Origin of the sequence: Kordiimonas sp., from assembly GCF_048264555.1 — a bacterium.
Classification (GTDB): domain Bacteria; phylum Pseudomonadota; class Alphaproteobacteria; order Sphingomonadales; family Kordiimonadaceae; genus Kordiimonas.
The window spans coordinates 345794-362959 of the sequence record NZ_JBLXCX010000003.1 but is presented as its reverse complement, the minus strand read 5'-3'; the positions used below and the strand labels follow the sequence as shown (position 1 = coordinate 362959).

Sequence of the window (17166 nt, the reverse complement as noted above, 5' to 3'; positions counted from 1 at the left end):
CTTGCCGGGGCAACGGCAAGGTTGATGGAGCTTGTTTAGCTAGCTGTGGCTGGCAGGGCTTCTGCTGAAGTTGCCAATATCTTCCATAATTTCTGGCCAGCACTGATGCATGACCGTGTGGCCTATGTTGTCCTGAAACCTGAAGTGGGGCTGTGGGGCTGTCTCTATATAGGCTTGGATTTCATCTTTGCTGACATGTGAGTCTTCCATTCCGTGCCAAACGAGAATTGGGCAGTCGAGCGCGCTGATATCGACAGGCGGACGGCCAGCCCGGAAAATCATTTCTGTGCTGACACCTTCGCTGGTGCGCACAAGGCTAGCACGTGTTTTTTGGATAAACTGTTCCTCAATAAGAGGATTTTCCGTGAACGCTCGGTCGCTGGACCCAGGCGGGTAAAATTCCGTTATAAGGCTACGGCCAACCCTATAATTGAAGCCGTTTCGGAAAATGCGCCAGAAACCGCGCAGCATCCACGGGCTCTGGTTCAGGGTGTGATAGAAGTAACGAAAGAAGTTTGAATTTCTCTCTTTTGGTGTTTTGGGCATGAAGTGGACAGCTGCCGTGAGGGCAACAGACCGGACCATGCCGTTGAGTGTCAGGGCACTTTGAAGGGCGAAGGCAGTGCCTGATGCCTCAGCGAGCATCGAAACGGATATGAAGCCCTTGCCTTTGACGAAATCTGCGATATCGGCCGCGACGCTTTCGAAGCTGTAGGGTGTTGACGCATCCGACATGCCGAAGCCAGGCCTTTCTATCACATATAAACCGAGGCCATTTGCCGCCGCGCTATCGACCTGGGAGACCAGCGGCACGATTGAATCAAGACCCGAGTGAAAAGCCAGAACCGGATGCCCGTCAGTTTTGCCATAGAACCGGTAAGATAGCTTGCGGCCGTCCGGGAGCAGATAATATTTGCGGGGTACGTGGGCGATGGCATCAGGCTTGGTTCCCGGCGCAGCCCATATGTCGCGCTGGTCAATCAGTATTCTACTCAGAAGCCCTAGTTCGATCAGCAGCTTGATAAGCTCAGACTGACGGTTGATGCCTGTTTTACTGTATATGGACTTAAGCTGGTTGCGGGCCGTGTGAACGCTGATGTTCAACTCTTCCGCTGCATCGGCAACAGTGGCGCCAGCTCCAAGTTGCATGGCAAGCCTTGCTTCGGAGTGCGTTAGCCCCAGCTCTGTGCGCAAGATTTTACTGTTATCTGTCGCGATAGATATGGGGGAAAATACAAGGCGATAGCGTCGCCTGGGTGATTTAGCCATGGAGGGTTCTGACGCATCGTCTGTGCCGTTTGACGCGCCACCCGGATTGCTCATTAATACGCCAAGGAGTGTTGTTTTCTCCTTAATAAGCTCAAATCTCATCAGTGTCGATTTTGCGTTACTCTTGTCGAGGCGCGCCCGTGCATCGAGATAGATTTGCTGATGGTCTTCAGAGTTGAAACTGAGATCGTCTTCATTCTGGAGGGAGGCCAGGATGTTATAGAGGAGGGTCCGCGCCGTGCGGTTGGAAGCGCAAATAACACTGTGCGCATCAACCTCAAGGATTCCGTAATCGGTGTCGTGAAGCTCGTTATCTTGAAAGCCGTTGAATATTTTTTGGCTCAACTCCGCAGCCTGCTCGATATGGCCCTGCAGAATATCAAGTGCCTTCTCGTCAGCTTTGCCGACAATGTCTAATATCTGGTCCCAGTTTTCAGGTTCGGACGCAAAGTTATAAAAAGCCATGACGATAGCGGCTTCGTTATAACGCGCGTCTGCAGGTCCATCTTCCGTGTGCATCTTATGCCCGATCAGCTATTGGTCTCTGTTTCTACTCTGAACGAACTGGTGATCGTGTGGGGCAGGGGCTTCTAAAGGCCCCTGTTGACTTTCAGTTCTAGAAGACGTTGTTTTTCTGCAGTTTCCCGAACTTCCTCGTTGAGCTCAAGATATTTTTGACTGGAGGAAGCCAGTGCTTGAAGGCCTGCATAGTCATTTGCATTTGTATCTGTCTGGCTGGCACTCTCTGCCTTAGCCGTAGCGAAGCCAGCAAGGCCTGATAGGGTGCCGAAGTGAGCCGCACCTACGGATGCGCTTACGGGTAGTTTATTCGAGTAAGCCACGTTTTGAAGCGCACCTTGAGCAGCCATAGTGTGCATACCGTTTGCCATATAAGGCTTTTCGCTTGCCAGCGCCTGATCATAAGACTGCAGGTTCTGATTGAGGCGTGAGGCTGCAAGCAGAAGTACATCGCCGGAGGCCTGTGTGCCTTTTTGAATTTCCTTCAGGTATTTTTTTGCTTTGCTTTTTTTGATCTCGTTTGCGTTGACGCCGCGCGCGAGCTCGTCATAAGCCTGCTCGTAACACCTTTGGGACGCACTAACCGCACTTGCTACTTGCGCAAGGTCATGTGCTTCGCTGCTCATGTGATCGCCGTAGGCCGCAAAACGGTCATTCGGGTCGGGATGATCTGTGCGCATTTGGCTCGTGAAACCGCCAACGTCGTCAATAATCTTACTGTATTTATTGACCTTGTTGACGGTATCTGCAGCTTTCACCATGCTGCCGCCCGCGCCACCAATACCTGCGAAACTGCCGACAGACCCAAACAGCCCACCAAGTTTGCTGGCTTTTTTAGACAAGCTTTCCTTTGGTGTCACAAGCGGAGCGACATCCGCAACGCCCGCATAACATTCTTTGTAGTACTTCGCTTTAAAAGACTTGGCGTTGGCAGCTTCGGGTGCCTGCGCGAGCGCGAGCGCAAAAAGTGCAGCTCCTGCGCTATAGGTGGCGATACGTGAATTCATGACATTTCCCCATACATTTCGGTTCCTCATGGTGTCACGCTACGCCAGCGTGTGGCGCGGGGCATGACCCATTTGGGCTAAACCGTGTTTTGCGGTTTGGGTGAGTATGTCTTGCCATCGACCGGTCTTTGGATTATCAGCACAACCAGACGGTTTCCCCGGCATCGCCGGGGGCTAAGAGGGAATGTGGTAAGCGTTCGCGTAAATCCACAGCTGTGCCCGCAACTGTATGTGGGGAGCGACCATCTGACGATATCCACTGGCGTTAAGCCGGGAAGGATAGATGGAAGCCTCGATCCATAAGCCAGGAGACCTGCCGTCGTGTCGCCCATCTCGCGGTCGGGTTAACCGGTGAGAGCGGAACTCCGTACAGGCGACAAGCTCAACGCTGTGTACGGAGCTTGTCAGATACCTTCAGGCAAACTCCAGCAGTAAATCTGACCTTATGGTCGCTTATTGGAGTTTGAAACGTGTCTAATTCCCTATCTTTCAAAGTGGCTCTTGTAGCCTCAACAGCCCTTTCCAGCATCGGTTTTACCGCCAGTGTCTATGCGCAAGACGTTGCGCTTGATGCGGCCGCTGATGTTGAAGAGGTTGTGATAACCGCCAACCGCCGCGCGCAGCCTATTACGAATGTTGGCAAAAGCATCAGTGTGATTGGTGAAGCTGCACTTGAAGCGAGCCAGTATACCTTCGTGCTCGATGCGCTTCAAAGTGTGCCGGGTGTGGCTATCAACCAGAACGGCTCCTTCGGTGGTACAGCCTTCGTGAGCATCCGCGGTGCCAGCACGGACCAGACCGTGGTGCTGGTCGACGGTGTGCAGGTCAATGACCCTTCCGTGACCGGTGGTGCGTTTGACTTTGCCAACCTTGACCCGAACGGCATTGAGCGTATCGAAGTGCTACGAGGGCCGCAGGCTGTGTTTTATGGCTCTGACGCTATGGGCGGTGTGATCAATATCATCACCAAGTCAGGCACTGAAGGTTTGAGCGGTAATGCTTTCGCGGAATATGGCTCCTACAACAGCTTTCGGGCAGGTGGCGCGGTCAGTGGTGGCACCGAGCGCATCGGCTATAGCCTGAGCGCCAGCTACCGTGACACGGACGGTATTTCAGCCGCAGATAGCGCGGACGGCAACAGCGAGCGTGACGGGTATGAAAACCTCACCTTGCGCGGCAAGGTCTCGGCCAAGTTTTCAGAAGCCGCGCGCCTTGAACTGATGGCAAACTATAGCGATAGCGAAAGTGAGTATGACGGTTTTGCTTTTGTGAGTGGTGCCTATGCGCTTGGCGATACGGATGACCTCAGCAAAAGCGAGGAGGTTTCCCTCGCGGCACGCGGATTTTTCGACCTATGGGACGGCGTTATTAAGAATACCGTATCGCTTGAGTATTCCGAGATTGAGCGCACCAGCTTTACCGGCGGCGTAGAAAGCTACGGCGCCAAAGGCGAACGTGTAAATTTTGACTATCTGGGTGCGTTGGCGCTCTCTGATGATCTGCTGTTCACAACCGGTTTGCAGCACGAGGCAGTGAAAGCGGAAACTCAGTCGAATGAAGCCATCAGCACCGATAGCATCTTTGCCTCGCTGTCTTACGAGGGCGTAAAAGGCCTGAGCCTCACCGGCGGTGTACGCTACGACGACCATGAAACTTTCGGCGGTACTACCAATGCGGAGGTGTCCATGTCTTACCTCTTCGAGGAGACGGGTACACAGATCATCGCTAACTGGGGCGAGGGCTTCAAAGCGCCGACAATCTTCCAGCTCACCTATTCCTGCTGTGGTTTTGACCCGAACCCCAACCTGCAGCCTGAGCGCGCGAACGCATGGGAAATGGGTGTTCGTCAAACCGTCTTGGATGACAAGCTAACCCTCGGCGCAACCTATTTTGATCAACGCACGGAAGACCTGATTATCTTCACCTTTACTGGTGGGTATCAGAATGTTTCCCGCGCGCGCGCTAAAGGCATTGAGTTGACGGTAGACGCAAACTTGACGGATAGCCTTTCTGTGAACGCGAACTACACCCATACCTCAGCGAAAGACCGTGATACGGATACGGTTCTGGTGCGTCGCCCAAAAGATCAGGCATATGCGGCAATCAACTGGGCGCCGACGGATAAACTCTCTGGTCTCATCTCGCTGACCTATAACGGCAGGGAACTGGACAGCAGCGGAGCCTATGCGCCGTCGTGGGCACGGGTTGACGTGCGCGCAGCTTATAAACTGAACGAGAGTGTTGAGCTTTACGGCCGCGTTGATAACCTGTTTGATGAAAGCTATCAGCAGGTGCTGGGCTACGGCACGCCAGGGCTTTCCGTGTTTGGTGGTGTCCGTACACGGTTTTAAGAGCTTTGCTAGCTGAAGGACTGTTATGATCTAGAGCCGGGTTTCTCAATGAAGCCCGGCTTAAATCTGTTTGTGAGAGATATATGCCCAGTACCCCAGAAGATGAAACAGCCGCTGCGCACAACGAAGCCATGAAACGCCAGCAAGAAGAACACCGCACCAAAATGCGCGAGAAAAAGCAGGCAGATCGCGGCCTTCTGATGGTCAACACCGGTGACGGCAAAGGCAAGTCAACAGCTGGTTTTGGTACAGTTATCCGTGCGCTTGGTTGGGGGCACAGGGTTGGTATCGTGCAGTTTGTGAAAGGGGCATGGAAAACCGGGGAGAAAGAGTTTTTCAACCGATACCCTGACCTTGTGGACATGCATGTGATGGGGGACGGTTTCACGTGGGACACGCAGGACCGGGATAAAGATATCGCATCGGCTGAGAAAGCCTGGGCACAGAGCCGAGAAATGATGGAAAGCGGGCAGTATGACTTCATCCTGCTGGATGAGCTTAACATCGTGCTCAGGTATGGTTATCTCGATGTTGCGGCAGTGATAGCAGGCATCGAGGCGCGGTCCAACCGCACCTCCGTGATGGTAACGGGGCGGAACGCGCCGGAGGCATTGATGGCAGCGGCTGATCTTGTCTCCGAAATCAAGGCTGTTCGTCACCCCTTTGAAAGCGGCATCAAAGCAAAGCAGGGCATTGATTACTGATAGCTCGCGGCCCGACCGCTAGTCCTCACGGGCGTTGCTGATCAACTCGTCAACCGTCGATGTGAGGCTCGTCAACCCAGCTTCTGCGCCGACCTTCATGGCTTCAGATGGGCTCATTTTCTGCACGTGAAAGGCACGGAGCGCCATAAGAGCACCGACCCGGTTTCCGGATGCACAGTGCAAAAAGGTCGGCCCTTCCGCAAGTTTGAGGGCCGCGTCCAGCTTTTCTGCGTTCTCAAAGGTCAGGTCGTTTCGGCTGGTGACGGGAAGTGCAATGTACCGCAAGCCGAGCTCATCGGCGATTGCAGCCTCGTCCAGGCTGCTTTCTTCAAGCCCTTGCAGATTTATAAGCGTGGTGATCCCGGCGTCCTTTAAGGCTTCCAGGTCCGAACGGGTGGGATGACCACCGGTGATAAGATTGGGGGCGGGCTGCCTGACATTGGGAACCTCAAGCGGCGGCAGGCTTTGCTGTGCGAGTGAGGCATTAGCCGTGAATAGTACGGCACAGATAACAAGAAGCCATTTCATTGAGGTCTCCGTTCCACTGCTGGCATGTGGTCTCAGCCTATTAGAGGCCGCACACTATTCCCAATCAAATTTTGGATAGCTTGGATATTCTAGAATAATTTCGGGCGCATTCAGCGCCGCCTGCCTGCGGGCAATTGCACGCAAAGTGGTGAGGTCTTCGGTAATTTTATAGCGCATGACCCGTACCTGTTCCCAAAGCTCATAAAAATTGGCGGGGCGGTCCTTGCGGTCTAGTGCGATCAGTGGGCTTAGGTGTTCGTACGCCGTGGCAATCCGGGCCGCCTGTTCATTCTCAAAGGCATCGATGTCAGCGAAGGCTTTCTGGAGTTGTGGTGACGCGGGCGACGATTGTTGAGGCGGCGCGACCATTAGGTCCGCAAAATGGCTAACAGTGTCATCGAGGCTGATGCTTGCGGCGGCGCGCCACTGATGCATGCTCTTTTCATTCACCTGCTGTTCCGTCTCGGGGTCGATGACAAGCACAGTGGGTGTGCCGTATATAATGGGATGACCAAAGCGCTGAACAATATCGCCACCGTATTCAAGATAGCCGACATCCACCAGAAGCAGTTCGTATTTATCGCTCAGCACCTGTTGCATTTCAGATGTGTTGAAATGCTCAACGAGCCCCATGCTGTCATGGCACCAGTTGGCGCCCAGAACGATAAGCGCAAGCTTGTTGTTTGCCTTGGCGGAAGCGAGGGTGCGGTCAACATCCGCCATAGCGTTATCAGAGGGGTGGAAAGGTTGTTCAGCATCTGCTGCGGCAAAGAGCTTTTCATTGCCGCGTTCAAAAACACCAGATATCTCGCGCCACAGGCTAAAGGTCGGCGAAGGCGCAATAGCAACCTGAATTGCCACGGCTCCCACTACCAGCCACAAAACCACAAGCAGCGAAATTTGCTGACGCTCTGTCATAACCCTCCCTGAACCAGCGCTTTTTAAACGTATTTTCTATAGCTATACCAGCAATAATCGCTGTTTTGCCGCCTGTTAGCGATTTCAGCAACACTTAAGTGTATTTGACGCCATTTCTAAGTGTTTTGGTTGAATTATAGGGCGAATGCGCCACAGTTATAAAAAGCATATGGGGAAGAATCATGCGCGGGGGAAACACGTGATGAACAAGAAACCACTATTGATTGGCACTGGCGTTCTGGTCGGGGCGGCAGCACTATTTGTGCTGGATACCGTGATAGATGGCGGTGCGTTCAAGACAATTGACCCTCATTTCGAGGGTACATGCACAGCCGTTCACGGGGTTGTCGGCGCGGAAGACATCACGGTCGATCATACTTCAGGGTTTGCCTATATCTCGTCCCACGACCGACGGGAATGGATGCGAACGGGCGAGTCTGAAGGCGGTATATACCGCTACCGCCCAGGCAGTATGGCTGCTCCGCTTGAGATCGCGCATGACATGGAAATGCCACTACATCCGCACGGTATATCCCTTTGGAAAAACCCGAACGGTGGGCCGGACCGTTTGTTTGTTGTGAACCACCCGAACAAGACTGAGGGCGATGTCACAATGGATAATGCTGGATCACAAGTGGAAGTGTTTGAGGTTTTGGATGATCGCCTGCGCCACATTCGCTCAGTAAAACCAGATGAAGGTTTCAGCCTCAATGATGTTGCCGCTGACGGGTCCGATAGCTTTTACGCGACCATAGACAAAGGCAGTAAAACGCAGCTTGGCAAAACGCTGGAGACTTTTGGTCGCCTTGCGCGTGGGGGCATTGCACGCGGCAATGAGTTCACTGCCACACGCATAATGGGTGATTTGGTTTATCCAAATGGTATTCAGGTAAGCGGTGATGGCCGCACCGTGCTGGTGGCTGAGACAACCGGCAGCCGCATCTTGGCTTATGACCGGGCAGATGATGGCACCTTGAGCCTGAAGGCTGAAATGGATACAGGCACGACCCTTGATAATATTGAGTGGGGCGAAGACGGCAGCATCTGGATTGGGGCCCATGCCGTCGCGCTCAAGTTCCCCGGCCACGCAAAAGACGGTGCCAACCGCTCCCCATCGCAAGTGCTGAGGCTCACTTTTGATGGTGAGGCGTTTGAGATGGAAGAAATTTACCTGAACGATGGGGAGCCGCTATCGGGCTCAAGCGTTGCGGCGCCCGCGGGCAACCGTTTCCTCATCGGCGGTGTGTTTGACCCGCTGATCCTCGATTGTGGCCCCAAAGAAGGCCCGTAACCCAAGCGTAGTCCATACCTGCGCGCTTTGACGCGCGGCAGGGTGTCGCAATATTTTCGGCTTATTTGCGTATTATATCTATAGGGCCGCTTGGATATAAACCAATTGTTCTGAGTAGGTCTTCCTGCGGCAACGCAAACATGGAGGCATGCGATGAAGGCGAATGCAGAAAAAGGCACGACAAACAAAACGCCCGTTACCGGCGTACATCACGAGGTTCAGAACCTCAGTGACCGCCTGGCTTTTACATTCGTAAAATTCCTGAGGTTTTTTGCGGATACGTTTTTCGCCAAGCGGTATGGCCACAGGGCTGTGGTGCTCGAGACGGTGGCTGCCGTGCCCGGCATGGTGGGCGGCTTGCTGCAGCACCTCAAATGCCTGCGTCAAATTCGTGATGATGAAGGGTTTATTCGTGAGCTTCTTGAGGAAGCGGAAAATGAACGCATGCACCTGATGACTTTTATCGAGATTGCGCAGCCCAGTTTTCTTGAGCGTGCGCTTATCATGATTGTGCAGCTTGTGTTTTATAACTGCTATTTTTTCCTCTATCTGCTCGCACCCAAAACGGCGCATCGTGTGGTTGGCTATTTTGAGGAGGAGGCGGTCACGAGCTATAGCCAGTATCTGGCAGAGATTGAGGCTGGCCGGCACGAGAATGTCCCCGCGCCCCAGATCGCCATTGAATATTGGCATCTGCCTGCAACCGCGAGGCTCGCGGATGTGGTAAAGGCTGTACGCGCCGATGAGGCAGGGCACCGAGACCGGAACCATGACTTTGCCAATGCGCTCGCACGCGGCAAACAGCCGGTCGGGCACACGACTTAAGTTCAGGGCTGAGGGCAGGGGCAGCGAGTTAGCCGCTGCCCTTAGTCTGCGTACACCAACTCAACGTGTGAGCCGGTAATCCTTTTTGCCACCTCGTTTATCTGAGCCTCAAACCGGTCAAGCACGTGGCTGCGCCTTACCTTCATGGTGTGCGTCAGGATTGCGTTTTCAATCGTCCAGGGTTCGCGGCATATGATGATGGCGCCAATGCGCGCGTGTTTTTCGGCCGTGTCGTTAATGTAAGCTGTAAGCGCCATCAGCTTGCTTTCCAGCGCTTCTTGATCAAGTGCGCGGGCGGTTTCTGATGGGACGATCAACACCACAGGCTGCGGCAAGCCATGGCCGATGATGCAGGTTTGCTCAACATACTCCGATTGTTGAAACTCGGTCTCCATTGGCCCTGGGGCCACATATTTCCCTTTTGCGGTTTTGAAGGTTTCTTTCACGCGCCCACGCAGGAAAACATAACCGTCTTCGTCAATGAAGGCGCGGTCACCTGTGTGAACCCAGTCGCCCTGAAATGTCTCAGCGTTTTTGTCTGGCGCGTTATAGTAGCCGAGGCTGCGTCCCGGCCCGCGCACAATAAGCTCGCCTTCTTCCGTGAGCTTAAGCTCAACCCCGCTTGTCGCTTTGCCAACGCTGCCTTTTCGCGGTTCGTGCCCTGATGTTGTGGTGATCGGCAAAATCTCCGTCTGGCCGTAGCCGTCAAGCAGGCTCAGGCCAAAGAGGTCAAACCATTCTTTGATGGCAGGCGGCACGGGTGCTGTGGTGGAAAGCATGGATTTCACGCTGGCGAGGCCCAGCTTCTCCCGCACGCCTGCGGCAACCATCGAAGCGTTTGGACCGGTGAGGGCGGCTTTAAGCGCGGCCGCGTCACCACCAGCGCCAGCCAGCACGGCTTGCACCATTTTTTCCCAAATGCGGGGAACGCCAAAAAAATAGTCCGGCTTGGCATACTGGAGATCAGCGCCAAAGCTCTCCAGCCCTTCATTGAAATGGATGGTGCCACCAACACGGATGGAGTGCAGCTCGATCACCAACCGTTCTGCGAGATGGGCAAGCGGCAGGTAGGAGAAGAAGCGCCAACTGGGGGTCGATTCCGTTTCTTCCACAAGGCCATCGGTCGCGCGTTCCAGCGTGCGCAGGCTGTGCATCACCCCCTTGGGTTTGCCTGTAGTGCCGGAGGTGAAGATGATTGTGGCCACGGCTTCGTCATTGACGGACGGGGCGGGCCCCTCAATACCCAAGCGTAAAAATTCATCCCACGTTATATCACCTTCCGCTGCGTCAACACCGGGCAGGGTTACGATTGTAATGCCTGTGGGCAGATGGTGCTTCACCTCACTCCAGTTGGCACTTTCTCCCAGAAAGAGAAGCTCAACACCCGCAAAATCCAGCACGTAGTTGAAGGTGTCTGGCCGCATGGTGGTGAACACCGGCACAGCGGTCATGCCTGCACTAAGGATGGATAGGTCCGCGAGTATCCAGTGCGCCCGGTTGCGCGACAGGATCGCTGCCTTTTTTCCCGCCACCTTGAGCTGCGCTTTAATTGCGCGCGAAGCTTGGTCAACTATCGCCGCGCCTTCAGCCCAGCTGAACGTTAGCCCGGGTTGGCCGCCTTCCATGTCAACCAGCCAGGGAACATCGGGCTGAACCTTCCGCCAATGCGCAAGGTTGTTGAGCACATGTCCTGATGCGATTTTTTGATGTGTCATACCCGTTCCCCCGTCGTGTTTAACGTGTTTGTTCTGGCATTACCCTCTAAGCATTTCCTGCGCGATGATCGACTGCCGGACCTGATTGGTGCCCGCGCCGATCTCAATCACCTTTCCGCTGCGGTACAGGCGGTTCACCTCGGTTTCGCGCATGAAACCCATGCCGCCATGAATTTGCACAGCGCTGTCCAGCACCCGCATCAACGCGCGACCTGTGTGAAGGGCGGTCATTGCGGTGCGCATGTGCACAGGGCCACGCCCGCCGCCGCCACGCTCAAGGTCGTTCACCTCCTTCAAAAGCTGGTAGCTGGTGGCGCGCATGGTTTCCACGTCAGTATACATGTCAGCCAAGAGACCCTGCACCAGCTGAAACTGGGCAATGGGTTTGCCGAACTGCTGGCGTTCTTTTGCGTAAGCGACAGAGAGATCAAGCGCGCGCTGCGCGACACCGATGGTGGAAACACACAAGAGCACGCGCTCAATATTCAGCCCGCTCATCACAACCGCGACGCCGCCGTTTTCAACGCCCACAAGGTTTTCCGCCGGGACCCGGCAGTCCTCGAACACAAGCTCACCTGTCGGGCTGCCGCGCCAGCCCATCTTGTCAAGTTTCTGCGCGACGGAAAAACCAGGGAACTCTTTTTCCACAATGAAAGCAGAGATGCCGTGCGCGCCAGCGCTCGGGTTGGTTTTGGCGTATACGAGCAGGATGTCGGCCACTGGCCCGTTTGTGATAAACATCTTGCGCCCGTTCAGCACATAATGATCTCCGTCCCGCACAGCAGTCGTTGCCATGGAGCCAAGGGCATCGGAGCCCGCGCCCGGCTCCGTAAGGCCAAGGGCACCAATGGCACCCTTTAGAAAACGAGGCAGATATTTTGCTTTCTGCGCATCATTTGCATTACGGACGATGTTGTTGATGCACAGGTTTTCGCTTGAACCCCAACTGGCGGACAGGCAATGGTTCCAATAAGAAAAAGCCTCAGAAACCAGCGCTTGTGAGATGAAATCAAGCCCTGCACCGCCAAGCTCCTCGGGGATGGTGGTGCCCAGCATGCCCGCATCAGCCATCGCGCGGTACTGCGCATCAGGAAACCAGTCTTCATCATCCATGCGGGCTAGAAGCGGGTGCAATTCTTTTTCCGCATATTTCCAGGCGCTGTCATAGATAGCCTGGTGATCATCAGAAAAACCGAAGGATTTGAGGTCGATACGCATGCTGCTTTTACCTCCAACCTTGTGCCTTGATGGTGGCTTGCGTCTCCTCAGGCGAGGATATACTGCGCCCGGCGTTTTCTGCGCATTTGGCAAGAGCGGCGATCATCTCCCCGTTTGAGCGGGCCTTGTCGCCATTTGGCAGGTAGAAGCAGTCTTCAAGGCCTGTGCGCAGGTTGCCGCCCAGTTCAGCCACCCGCTGATGCACGGGCCACACATCCGTGCGCCCAATCAGTGTGGCCTGCCACGGGCTGCCTTCCGGCTTGTATTTTACGAGGAGGGGCAGGAGGTCAGCATCACACGGCATGCCGGAAGCAACGCCCATCACGAAGTTCACCTCTGCGTGGTCGACCATACCGTTGTGGATATAGAGACCGACCGAGCGCAAAATGCCAATGTCGAAACACTCAAACTCTGGCACGATGTTATGCTCTTTCATCAGGGCGAGCATTTCCTCCACCTTGTCTACCGGGTTCTGGAAGGTCATGGGCGGCCAGGCCCAACTGCCGTCGCGCCGGGTTTTAAGGTAATTAAGGGTGCCCGCGTTCATTGCTGCCATCTCAGGCTTGCAGTGCGTGAGATATTCCAGCACCTCTTGCTGGTCCCTCCCCACAACACCGGTGGTCATGTTGATAACCACATCAGGGCATGCGTCGCGGATTGCCTCATTAATCTCGTGGGCGAGGGCGCCATCCCAGCTTGGAAGGTGGCCCTTGCCGTCGCCCTGCTGCCGGTAGTGGCAGTGCATGATGGTGGCGCCTGCGTCATAGGCTGCTTTGGCTTCTCTGGCCATCTCTTCCGGGGTGACAGGCACATTGTGGGCCTTTGGGTCTGTTAGTACGCCTGTGAGCGCACAGGTCAGGATCACTTTGTCTGTCATGAGCTTTCTTTCGCTGAAGTGGAGGTGTCGGATGTGATGATACCTATGGGCGCCCGGCTTTTGACCTGATCCCCAACTTTGATCTCAATGCCGGATATGGTGCCGCTGATGTCTGCGCGGATGTGGTGTTCCATTTTCATCGCTTCGATTACGCAGACCAGATCACCTGCTTTCACTACCGCACCGTTCTCGACGGCGATAGCGACGACCTGTCCGTCCATCGGGGCTTTCAGGAGGCCATTGCCGTCCTTGTTATTAGTTGTGGCTGCCGCATGCGTGACGTCCTGCACAGCGATGTGATGGTCACCGATATCAAAACAGTGATGGGTATGGTGGCGGTAGTGAGCAAAACGCTGTTTTTTACCAACCAATCGATAGGTATTTCCCTCAATACAAACCGTTTGTTTGGTTTCATCATCCAAGGCAACGGTAATATCCCAACCGTTTGCTGTTCGTTCGGGCAACACATCAACGGTATACCGCTGCCCTTGGGCCTCCAGGATAAAACGGTCATGAGCGTCCGCATTTGTCCGCCATGCCGCGAGGGATGGCATTGGGCACGTCTTCAGCGCATCAGCCTCAAGAAGGGCTGCCGCCAGCATGGCTTGGGTGCGCGCGGGCATTTTGGGTCCGGGCTCAGCACTATCAAGGCTGTGGGTGCGGGTTTTGCCGGACCTGAATTCTTCCGAGCATAATATCTGGTTCAGATACGCCTTGTTGGTGGTCACCCCTGCGATGCAGCTCTCGCGAATAAGCGCGCTCAGGCGGTCAACCGCACTCTCGCGGGTGTCACCAAAGGCGATCAGTTTCGCGAGCATCGGATCGTAAAAGGGTGAAACTATATCACCCTCAACTACGCCACAGTCGCGCCGCGCATTCGCGCACACTTTCGCCTCACCTGTGGCGGTCTCTCCAAGGTCAAAAATTCCAAGGGTGCCGGTCTGCGGCAGGAAACCATCGCTTGGGTCTTCCGCATAGAGGCGAGCTTCAACCGCGTGCCCGGTGATGGCAATATCACTTTGACGAAACGGCAGTTTTTTCCCTTCCGCGACAGTGAGTTGTGCCTCTACGAGATCAATGCCCGTGATCATTTCAGTGACCGGGTGTTCAACTTGCAAGCGGGTGTTCATCTCAAGGAAATAGAATGCGCCAGCTTCATCAACCAGAAATTCAACGGTCCCTGCGCCTGTATAGCCGACAGATTTGGCCAGGCTGACTGCCGCATCCAGAAGGCCCTGTCGTGTCTGCTCGCTGATTGTGCTGCAGGGCGCTTCTTCAATGACCTTCTGGTGGCGGCGCTGAGCCGAGCAGTCCCGCTCGAAAAGATGCAAAACATTGCCGTGATTATCTGCCAGAATTTGCACCTCAACGTGGCGTGCACTCTCAATCATTCGCTCCAGCATCACCGCACTGTTTCCGAAGGCCGCACCTGCCTCACGTCTCGCACTCATAAGCGCTTCATGAAATTCGTTCATCTCGTCAATGCGCCTGAGGCCGCGCCCGCCACCACCGGCTGTTGCCTTGATCATCAGCGGTGTGCCAATCCGGTTCGCATGTTCAAGCAATATGGCGTCGTCTGTATCGTCACCATCATATCCGGGCACAACGGGTACGCCCGCGTCTGCCGCGATATGGCGCGCGGCACGCTTGTCGCCCATCTTGCGGATCACCTCTGCGCTCGGCCCCACAAAGATATAGCCAGCATCCGCAATCGCGCTGGCGAAGTCAGCGTTCTCGGAAAGGAAGCCATACCCTGGGTGCACAGCATTCGCGCCTGACGCGCTCATCGCGTTCAGGACATTTTCGATCGACAGATAAGACTGTTGGGCGGGAGCTGGGCCTATACAAACCGCTATGTCCGCCAGTTTGACATGCTGTGCGTTCGCGTCTGTTTCTGAATAAACGGCGACGGTTTCAATGCCTAGTTTCTGCGCCGCGCGGATGATGCGCACGGCAATCTCGCCACGGTTGGCGATTAATAGGCGTTTGATGGGGTTGATGCTCACGCGCGCCCCTCCGTCCACACTGGGGGGCGTTTTTCGCGGAAAGCACGGGTGCCTTCAACACCCTCAGCACCGAGAAGAGTCTCGGCAAATATCTGCGCCGCAGCATCAAGCGTTTCGGATGTCACCACTTGGGCAGAGGCCATGAGTAGTTCTTTTGTGGCTTTTACAGCCCCCGGCGCTGCTTTCAGGCATTGTTTCAAAACAATATCCAGTCGTGCTTCAACCGCCGCAGCTCCCAGCGCGCTATAATGCACGATGCCAAGGTCTTTTGCGCTGTCACCATCAAGGATATGGCCTGTGAGCGCGAGACGCCGGGTTTCCGTGAGGCCAATGCGGGCCAGCACAAAAGGTGCGATCTGGGCCGGTAATATACCAAGCGTGACCTCCGGCATGCCAAAGCGGCAGCCGCTTTCAGCGATCGCAATATCTGATACGCAGACAAGGCCAAACCCGCCGCCCATGGCGGCTTTTTCACATACGGTGACGAGGATTTTTGGGAACGCCTGCGCGACCTCAAGCAGTTGGCCAAAGCGGCGATTACCAGCGGCCACATCGCTAGGGTTTTGCCCGCTGCTGCCCATGTCCTTCAAATCACCGCCTGCACAGAACACGCCGTCCGCACCCTTTAGTACAAGCACACGAACGCTGTCGTCCTGTGCGGCGGTATCAAAGGCTTCAATCAGTGCATCGACCATGGCGAAGTTCATGGCGTTTTTTGCATGCGGCCGGTTGAGCGTGACGGTCAGTACGCTGCCCGACCGTGCCGTCAGGATGGTATCTTCAGCCATTGCCCATGCCCATCATGCGGGTGAGGATGCGCAGCATTGTCTCGTCCGAGCCGCCGCCGATGCTGGTGAGCCTGCCGTCCCGATACGAGCGGGAGACCGGGTTATCCCACATAAAGCCCATGCCGCCCCAATACTGCAGGCACGCGTCAGGCACTTCGCGTGCCAGTTTTCCCGCTTTCAGCTTTGCCATGGTGGCGAGCTTGGTGACATCTTCGCCGTTCACATAGGCTTCCGTCGCGTGCCAGATCAGGGCACGGAGGGCCTCCACTTCCGTCTGAAGTTCGGCGAGGCGATATTGCACCACTTGGTTATCAAGCACACTGCCGCCAAAAATCTTGCGGTCACGTGCATAATCGATGGTTGCCTGAATGGTGTTCGTCATGCCCTTGGGGCCAAGCATGGCGGCACACAAACGTTCTTCCTGAAACTGCATCATCTGCATGCGGAAGCCGTCACCCTCGCGTCCGATCAAATGGCGCTGTGGCACCCGCACATCATCAAGGAAAATTTGTGCGGTATCGCTTGAGCGCATACCAAGTTTGTTGAGCTTCTCTGAGAAGGAAACACCTTTGCTTTTGGTGGGAACCACGATCAGGGACTTGTTCTTATGTGCCGGCGCATCGCCTGTGTTGGCGAGGAGGCACAGGAAGTCTGCCTGAGTGGAATTGGTGATCCACATCTTGGTGCCGTTGATCACATAGTCGTCGCCGTCCTTAACGGCTGTGGTCGAGATGGCCGCCACGTCTGAGCCTGCGTGAGGCTCTGATACTGCGATTGAGCACACCATGTCGCCCGCGATTGCCGGGGCAAGAAACTCGCGCTTCAGCTCATCTGAGCCAAAACGTGCGAGGGCAGGGGTCGCCATGTTGGTCTGCACACTGATACCCATGGGCACACCGCCACAGTTGATGCCGCCCAGCTCTTCCGCCAGCACCATCTCATAAGAGTAATCAAGCCCTAGTCCGCCATATTCCTCGGGTTTCGAGATGCCCAAGAGGCCAAGGTCTCCCATTTTCTTGAAAAGCTCGTGGGCAGGGAAAATGCCTGCTTCCTCCCACGCGTCCACATGCGGGTTGATTTCTTCTTCCACAAAACGGGCGACGGTGCGCCTCAGTTCATTATGTTCCGTTGTAAAAATCATGTGTCTTCC

Annotated in this window: 14 protein-coding genes and 1 riboswitch; of the genes, 4 read left to right on the top strand and 10 right to left on the bottom strand. The window is 55.1% G+C overall.

The features are described from left to right. Window positions 1-39 precede the first annotated feature (39 nt). Window positions 40-1788, bottom strand: coding sequence for an alpha/beta fold hydrolase (locus ACN0XZ_RS11425; protein ID WP_417457893.1), 1749 nt, complete (start codon window positions 1786-1788; stop codon window positions 40-42). Between the two features lie 71 nt (window positions 1789-1859). Next, window positions 1860-2795 carry a hypothetical protein gene (locus tag ACN0XZ_RS11420; RefSeq protein WP_417457892.1) on the bottom strand — a complete coding sequence of 312 codons (936 nt, stop codon included), beginning with the start codon at window positions 2793-2795 and terminating at the stop codon, window positions 1860-1862. Window positions 2796-2928: 133 nt separating this feature from the next. Next, window positions 2929-3131, top strand: a riboswitch (cobalamin riboswitch). A gap of 134 nt (window positions 3132-3265) precedes the next feature. On the opposite strand from ACN0XZ_RS11420, the gene ACN0XZ_RS11415 reads away from it, so the two are divergent. Beyond that, window positions 3266-5146: a TonB-dependent receptor plug domain-containing protein gene (locus ACN0XZ_RS11415; RefSeq protein ID WP_417457891.1), complete on the top strand. Its 1881-nt coding sequence runs from the start codon at window positions 3266-3268 to the stop codon at window positions 5144-5146. Between the two features lie 83 nt (window positions 5147-5229). Further along, complete coding sequence (cobO, locus tag ACN0XZ_RS11410) at window positions 5230-5850, top strand: cob(I)yrinic acid a,c-diamide adenosyltransferase (RefSeq protein ID WP_417457890.1); 621 nt, start codon at window positions 5230-5232, stop codon at window positions 5848-5850. Window positions 5851-5868: 18 nt separating this feature from the next. Here the strand turns inward: cobO and ACN0XZ_RS11405 are convergent, their stop codons facing one another. Together ACN0XZ_RS11405 and ACN0XZ_RS11400 are read right to left on the bottom strand one after the other, a co-directional pair. Continuing rightward, a complete protein-coding gene (locus tag ACN0XZ_RS11405) occupies window positions 5869-6378 on the bottom strand; it encodes a fused DSP-PTPase phosphatase/NAD kinase-like protein (protein WP_417457889.1) in 510 nt (169 codons plus the stop codon). A gap of 54 nt (window positions 6379-6432) precedes the next feature. After that, complete coding sequence (locus tag ACN0XZ_RS11400; RefSeq protein ID WP_417457888.1) at window positions 6433-7296, bottom strand: thioredoxin family protein; 864 nt, start codon at window positions 7294-7296, stop codon at window positions 6433-6435. A gap of 202 nt (window positions 7297-7498) precedes the next feature. Here ACN0XZ_RS11400 and ACN0XZ_RS11395 point away from each other — a divergent pair, with 202 nt between their 5' ends. Together ACN0XZ_RS11395 and ACN0XZ_RS11390 are read left to right on the top strand one after the other, a co-directional pair. Then, complete coding sequence (locus tag ACN0XZ_RS11395; RefSeq protein ID WP_417457887.1) at window positions 7499-8587, top strand: SMP-30/gluconolactonase/LRE family protein; 1089 nt, start codon at window positions 7499-7501, stop codon at window positions 8585-8587. Between the two features lie 153 nt (window positions 8588-8740). Continuing rightward, a complete protein-coding gene (locus ACN0XZ_RS11390; protein WP_417457886.1) occupies window positions 8741-9412 on the top strand; it encodes an alternative oxidase in 672 nt (223 codons plus the stop codon). A 41-nt stretch (window positions 9413-9453) separates the two neighbouring features. Here the strand turns inward: ACN0XZ_RS11390 and ACN0XZ_RS11385 are convergent, their stop codons facing one another. Genes ACN0XZ_RS11385 through ACN0XZ_RS11360 form a run of 6 tightly spaced genes read right to left on the bottom strand, consistent with a single transcriptional unit; the run spans window position 9454 to window position 17157 of the window. Beyond that, the gene (locus ACN0XZ_RS11385; protein WP_417457885.1) at window positions 9454-11127 is read right to left on the bottom strand and encodes an AMP-binding protein; all 1674 of its coding nucleotides are present in this window, start codon (window positions 11125-11127) and stop codon (window positions 9454-9456) included. A gap of 39 nt (window positions 11128-11166) precedes the next feature. Next, window positions 11167-12345, bottom strand: a complete 1179-nt coding sequence (locus tag ACN0XZ_RS11380) for an acyl-CoA dehydrogenase family protein (RefSeq protein WP_417457884.1) — start codon at window positions 12343-12345, stop codon at window positions 11167-11169. 7 nt (window positions 12346-12352) lie between these two features. After that, window positions 12353-13222 (bottom strand): 3-keto-5-aminohexanoate cleavage protein, encoded by an 870-nt coding sequence (locus tag ACN0XZ_RS11375; RefSeq protein ID WP_417457883.1) that lies wholly within the window; start codon window positions 13220-13222, stop codon window positions 12353-12355. After that, complete coding sequence (locus ACN0XZ_RS11370; RefSeq protein ID WP_417457882.1) at window positions 13219-15228, bottom strand: acetyl/propionyl/methylcrotonyl-CoA carboxylase subunit alpha; 2010 nt, start codon at window positions 15226-15228, stop codon at window positions 13219-13221. The genes ACN0XZ_RS11375 and ACN0XZ_RS11370 overlap by 4 nt, the downstream gene beginning before the upstream one ends. Further along, a complete protein-coding gene (locus ACN0XZ_RS11365) occupies window positions 15225-16016 on the bottom strand; it encodes an enoyl-CoA hydratase/isomerase family protein (protein ID WP_417457881.1) in 792 nt (263 codons plus the stop codon). The genes ACN0XZ_RS11370 and ACN0XZ_RS11365 overlap by 4 nt, the downstream gene beginning before the upstream one ends. Next, window positions 16009-17157 (bottom strand): acyl-CoA dehydrogenase family protein, encoded by a 1149-nt coding sequence (locus tag ACN0XZ_RS11360; RefSeq protein ID WP_417457880.1) that lies wholly within the window; start codon window positions 17155-17157, stop codon window positions 16009-16011. The genes ACN0XZ_RS11365 and ACN0XZ_RS11360 overlap by 8 nt, the downstream gene beginning before the upstream one ends. Window positions 17158-17166 lie beyond the last annotated feature (9 nt).

What these genes read in the sequence shown, in the direction of transcription:
- ACN0XZ_RS11360 (WP_417457880.1), bottom strand. Translation starts at nt 17,157, where the DNA reads ATGATTTTTACAACGGAACATAATGAACTGAGGCGCACCGTCGCCCGT.
- ACN0XZ_RS11395 (WP_417457887.1), top strand. Translation starts at nt 7,499, where the DNA reads ATGAACAAGAAACCACTATTGATTGGCACTGGCGTTCTGGTCGGGGCG.
- ACN0XZ_RS11400 (WP_417457888.1), bottom strand. Translation starts at nt 7,296, where the DNA reads ATGACAGAGCGTCAGCAAATTTCGCTGCTTGTGGTTTTGTGGCTGGTA.
- cobO (WP_417457890.1), top strand. Translation starts at nt 5,230, where the DNA reads ATGCCCAGTACCCCAGAAGATGAAACAGCCGCTGCGCACAACGAAGCC.
- ACN0XZ_RS11420 (WP_417457892.1), bottom strand. Translation starts at nt 2,795, where the DNA reads ATGAATTCACGTATCGCCACCTATAGCGCAGGAGCTGCACTTTTTGCG.
- ACN0XZ_RS11365 (WP_417457881.1), bottom strand. Translation starts at nt 16,016, where the DNA reads ATGGCTGAAGATACCATCCTGACGGCACGGTCGGGCAGCGTACTGACC.
- ACN0XZ_RS11425 (WP_417457893.1), bottom strand. Translation starts at nt 1,788, where the DNA reads ATGCACACGGAAGATGGACCTGCAGACGCGCGTTATAACGAAGCCGCT.
- ACN0XZ_RS11405 (WP_417457889.1), bottom strand. Translation starts at nt 6,378, where the DNA reads ATGAAATGGCTTCTTGTTATCTGTGCCGTACTATTCACGGCTAATGCC.
- ACN0XZ_RS11375 (WP_417457883.1), bottom strand. Translation starts at nt 13,222, where the DNA reads ATGACAGACAAAGTGATCCTGACCTGTGCGCTCACAGGCGTACTAACA.
- ACN0XZ_RS11380 (WP_417457884.1), bottom strand. Translation starts at nt 12,345, where the DNA reads ATGCGTATCGACCTCAAATCCTTCGGTTTTTCTGATGATCACCAGGCT.
- ACN0XZ_RS11385 (WP_417457885.1), bottom strand. Translation starts at nt 11,127, where the DNA reads ATGACACATCAAAAAATCGCATCAGGACATGTGCTCAACAACCTTGCG.
- ACN0XZ_RS11390 (WP_417457886.1), top strand. Translation starts at nt 8,741, where the DNA reads ATGAAGGCGAATGCAGAAAAAGGCACGACAAACAAAACGCCCGTTACC.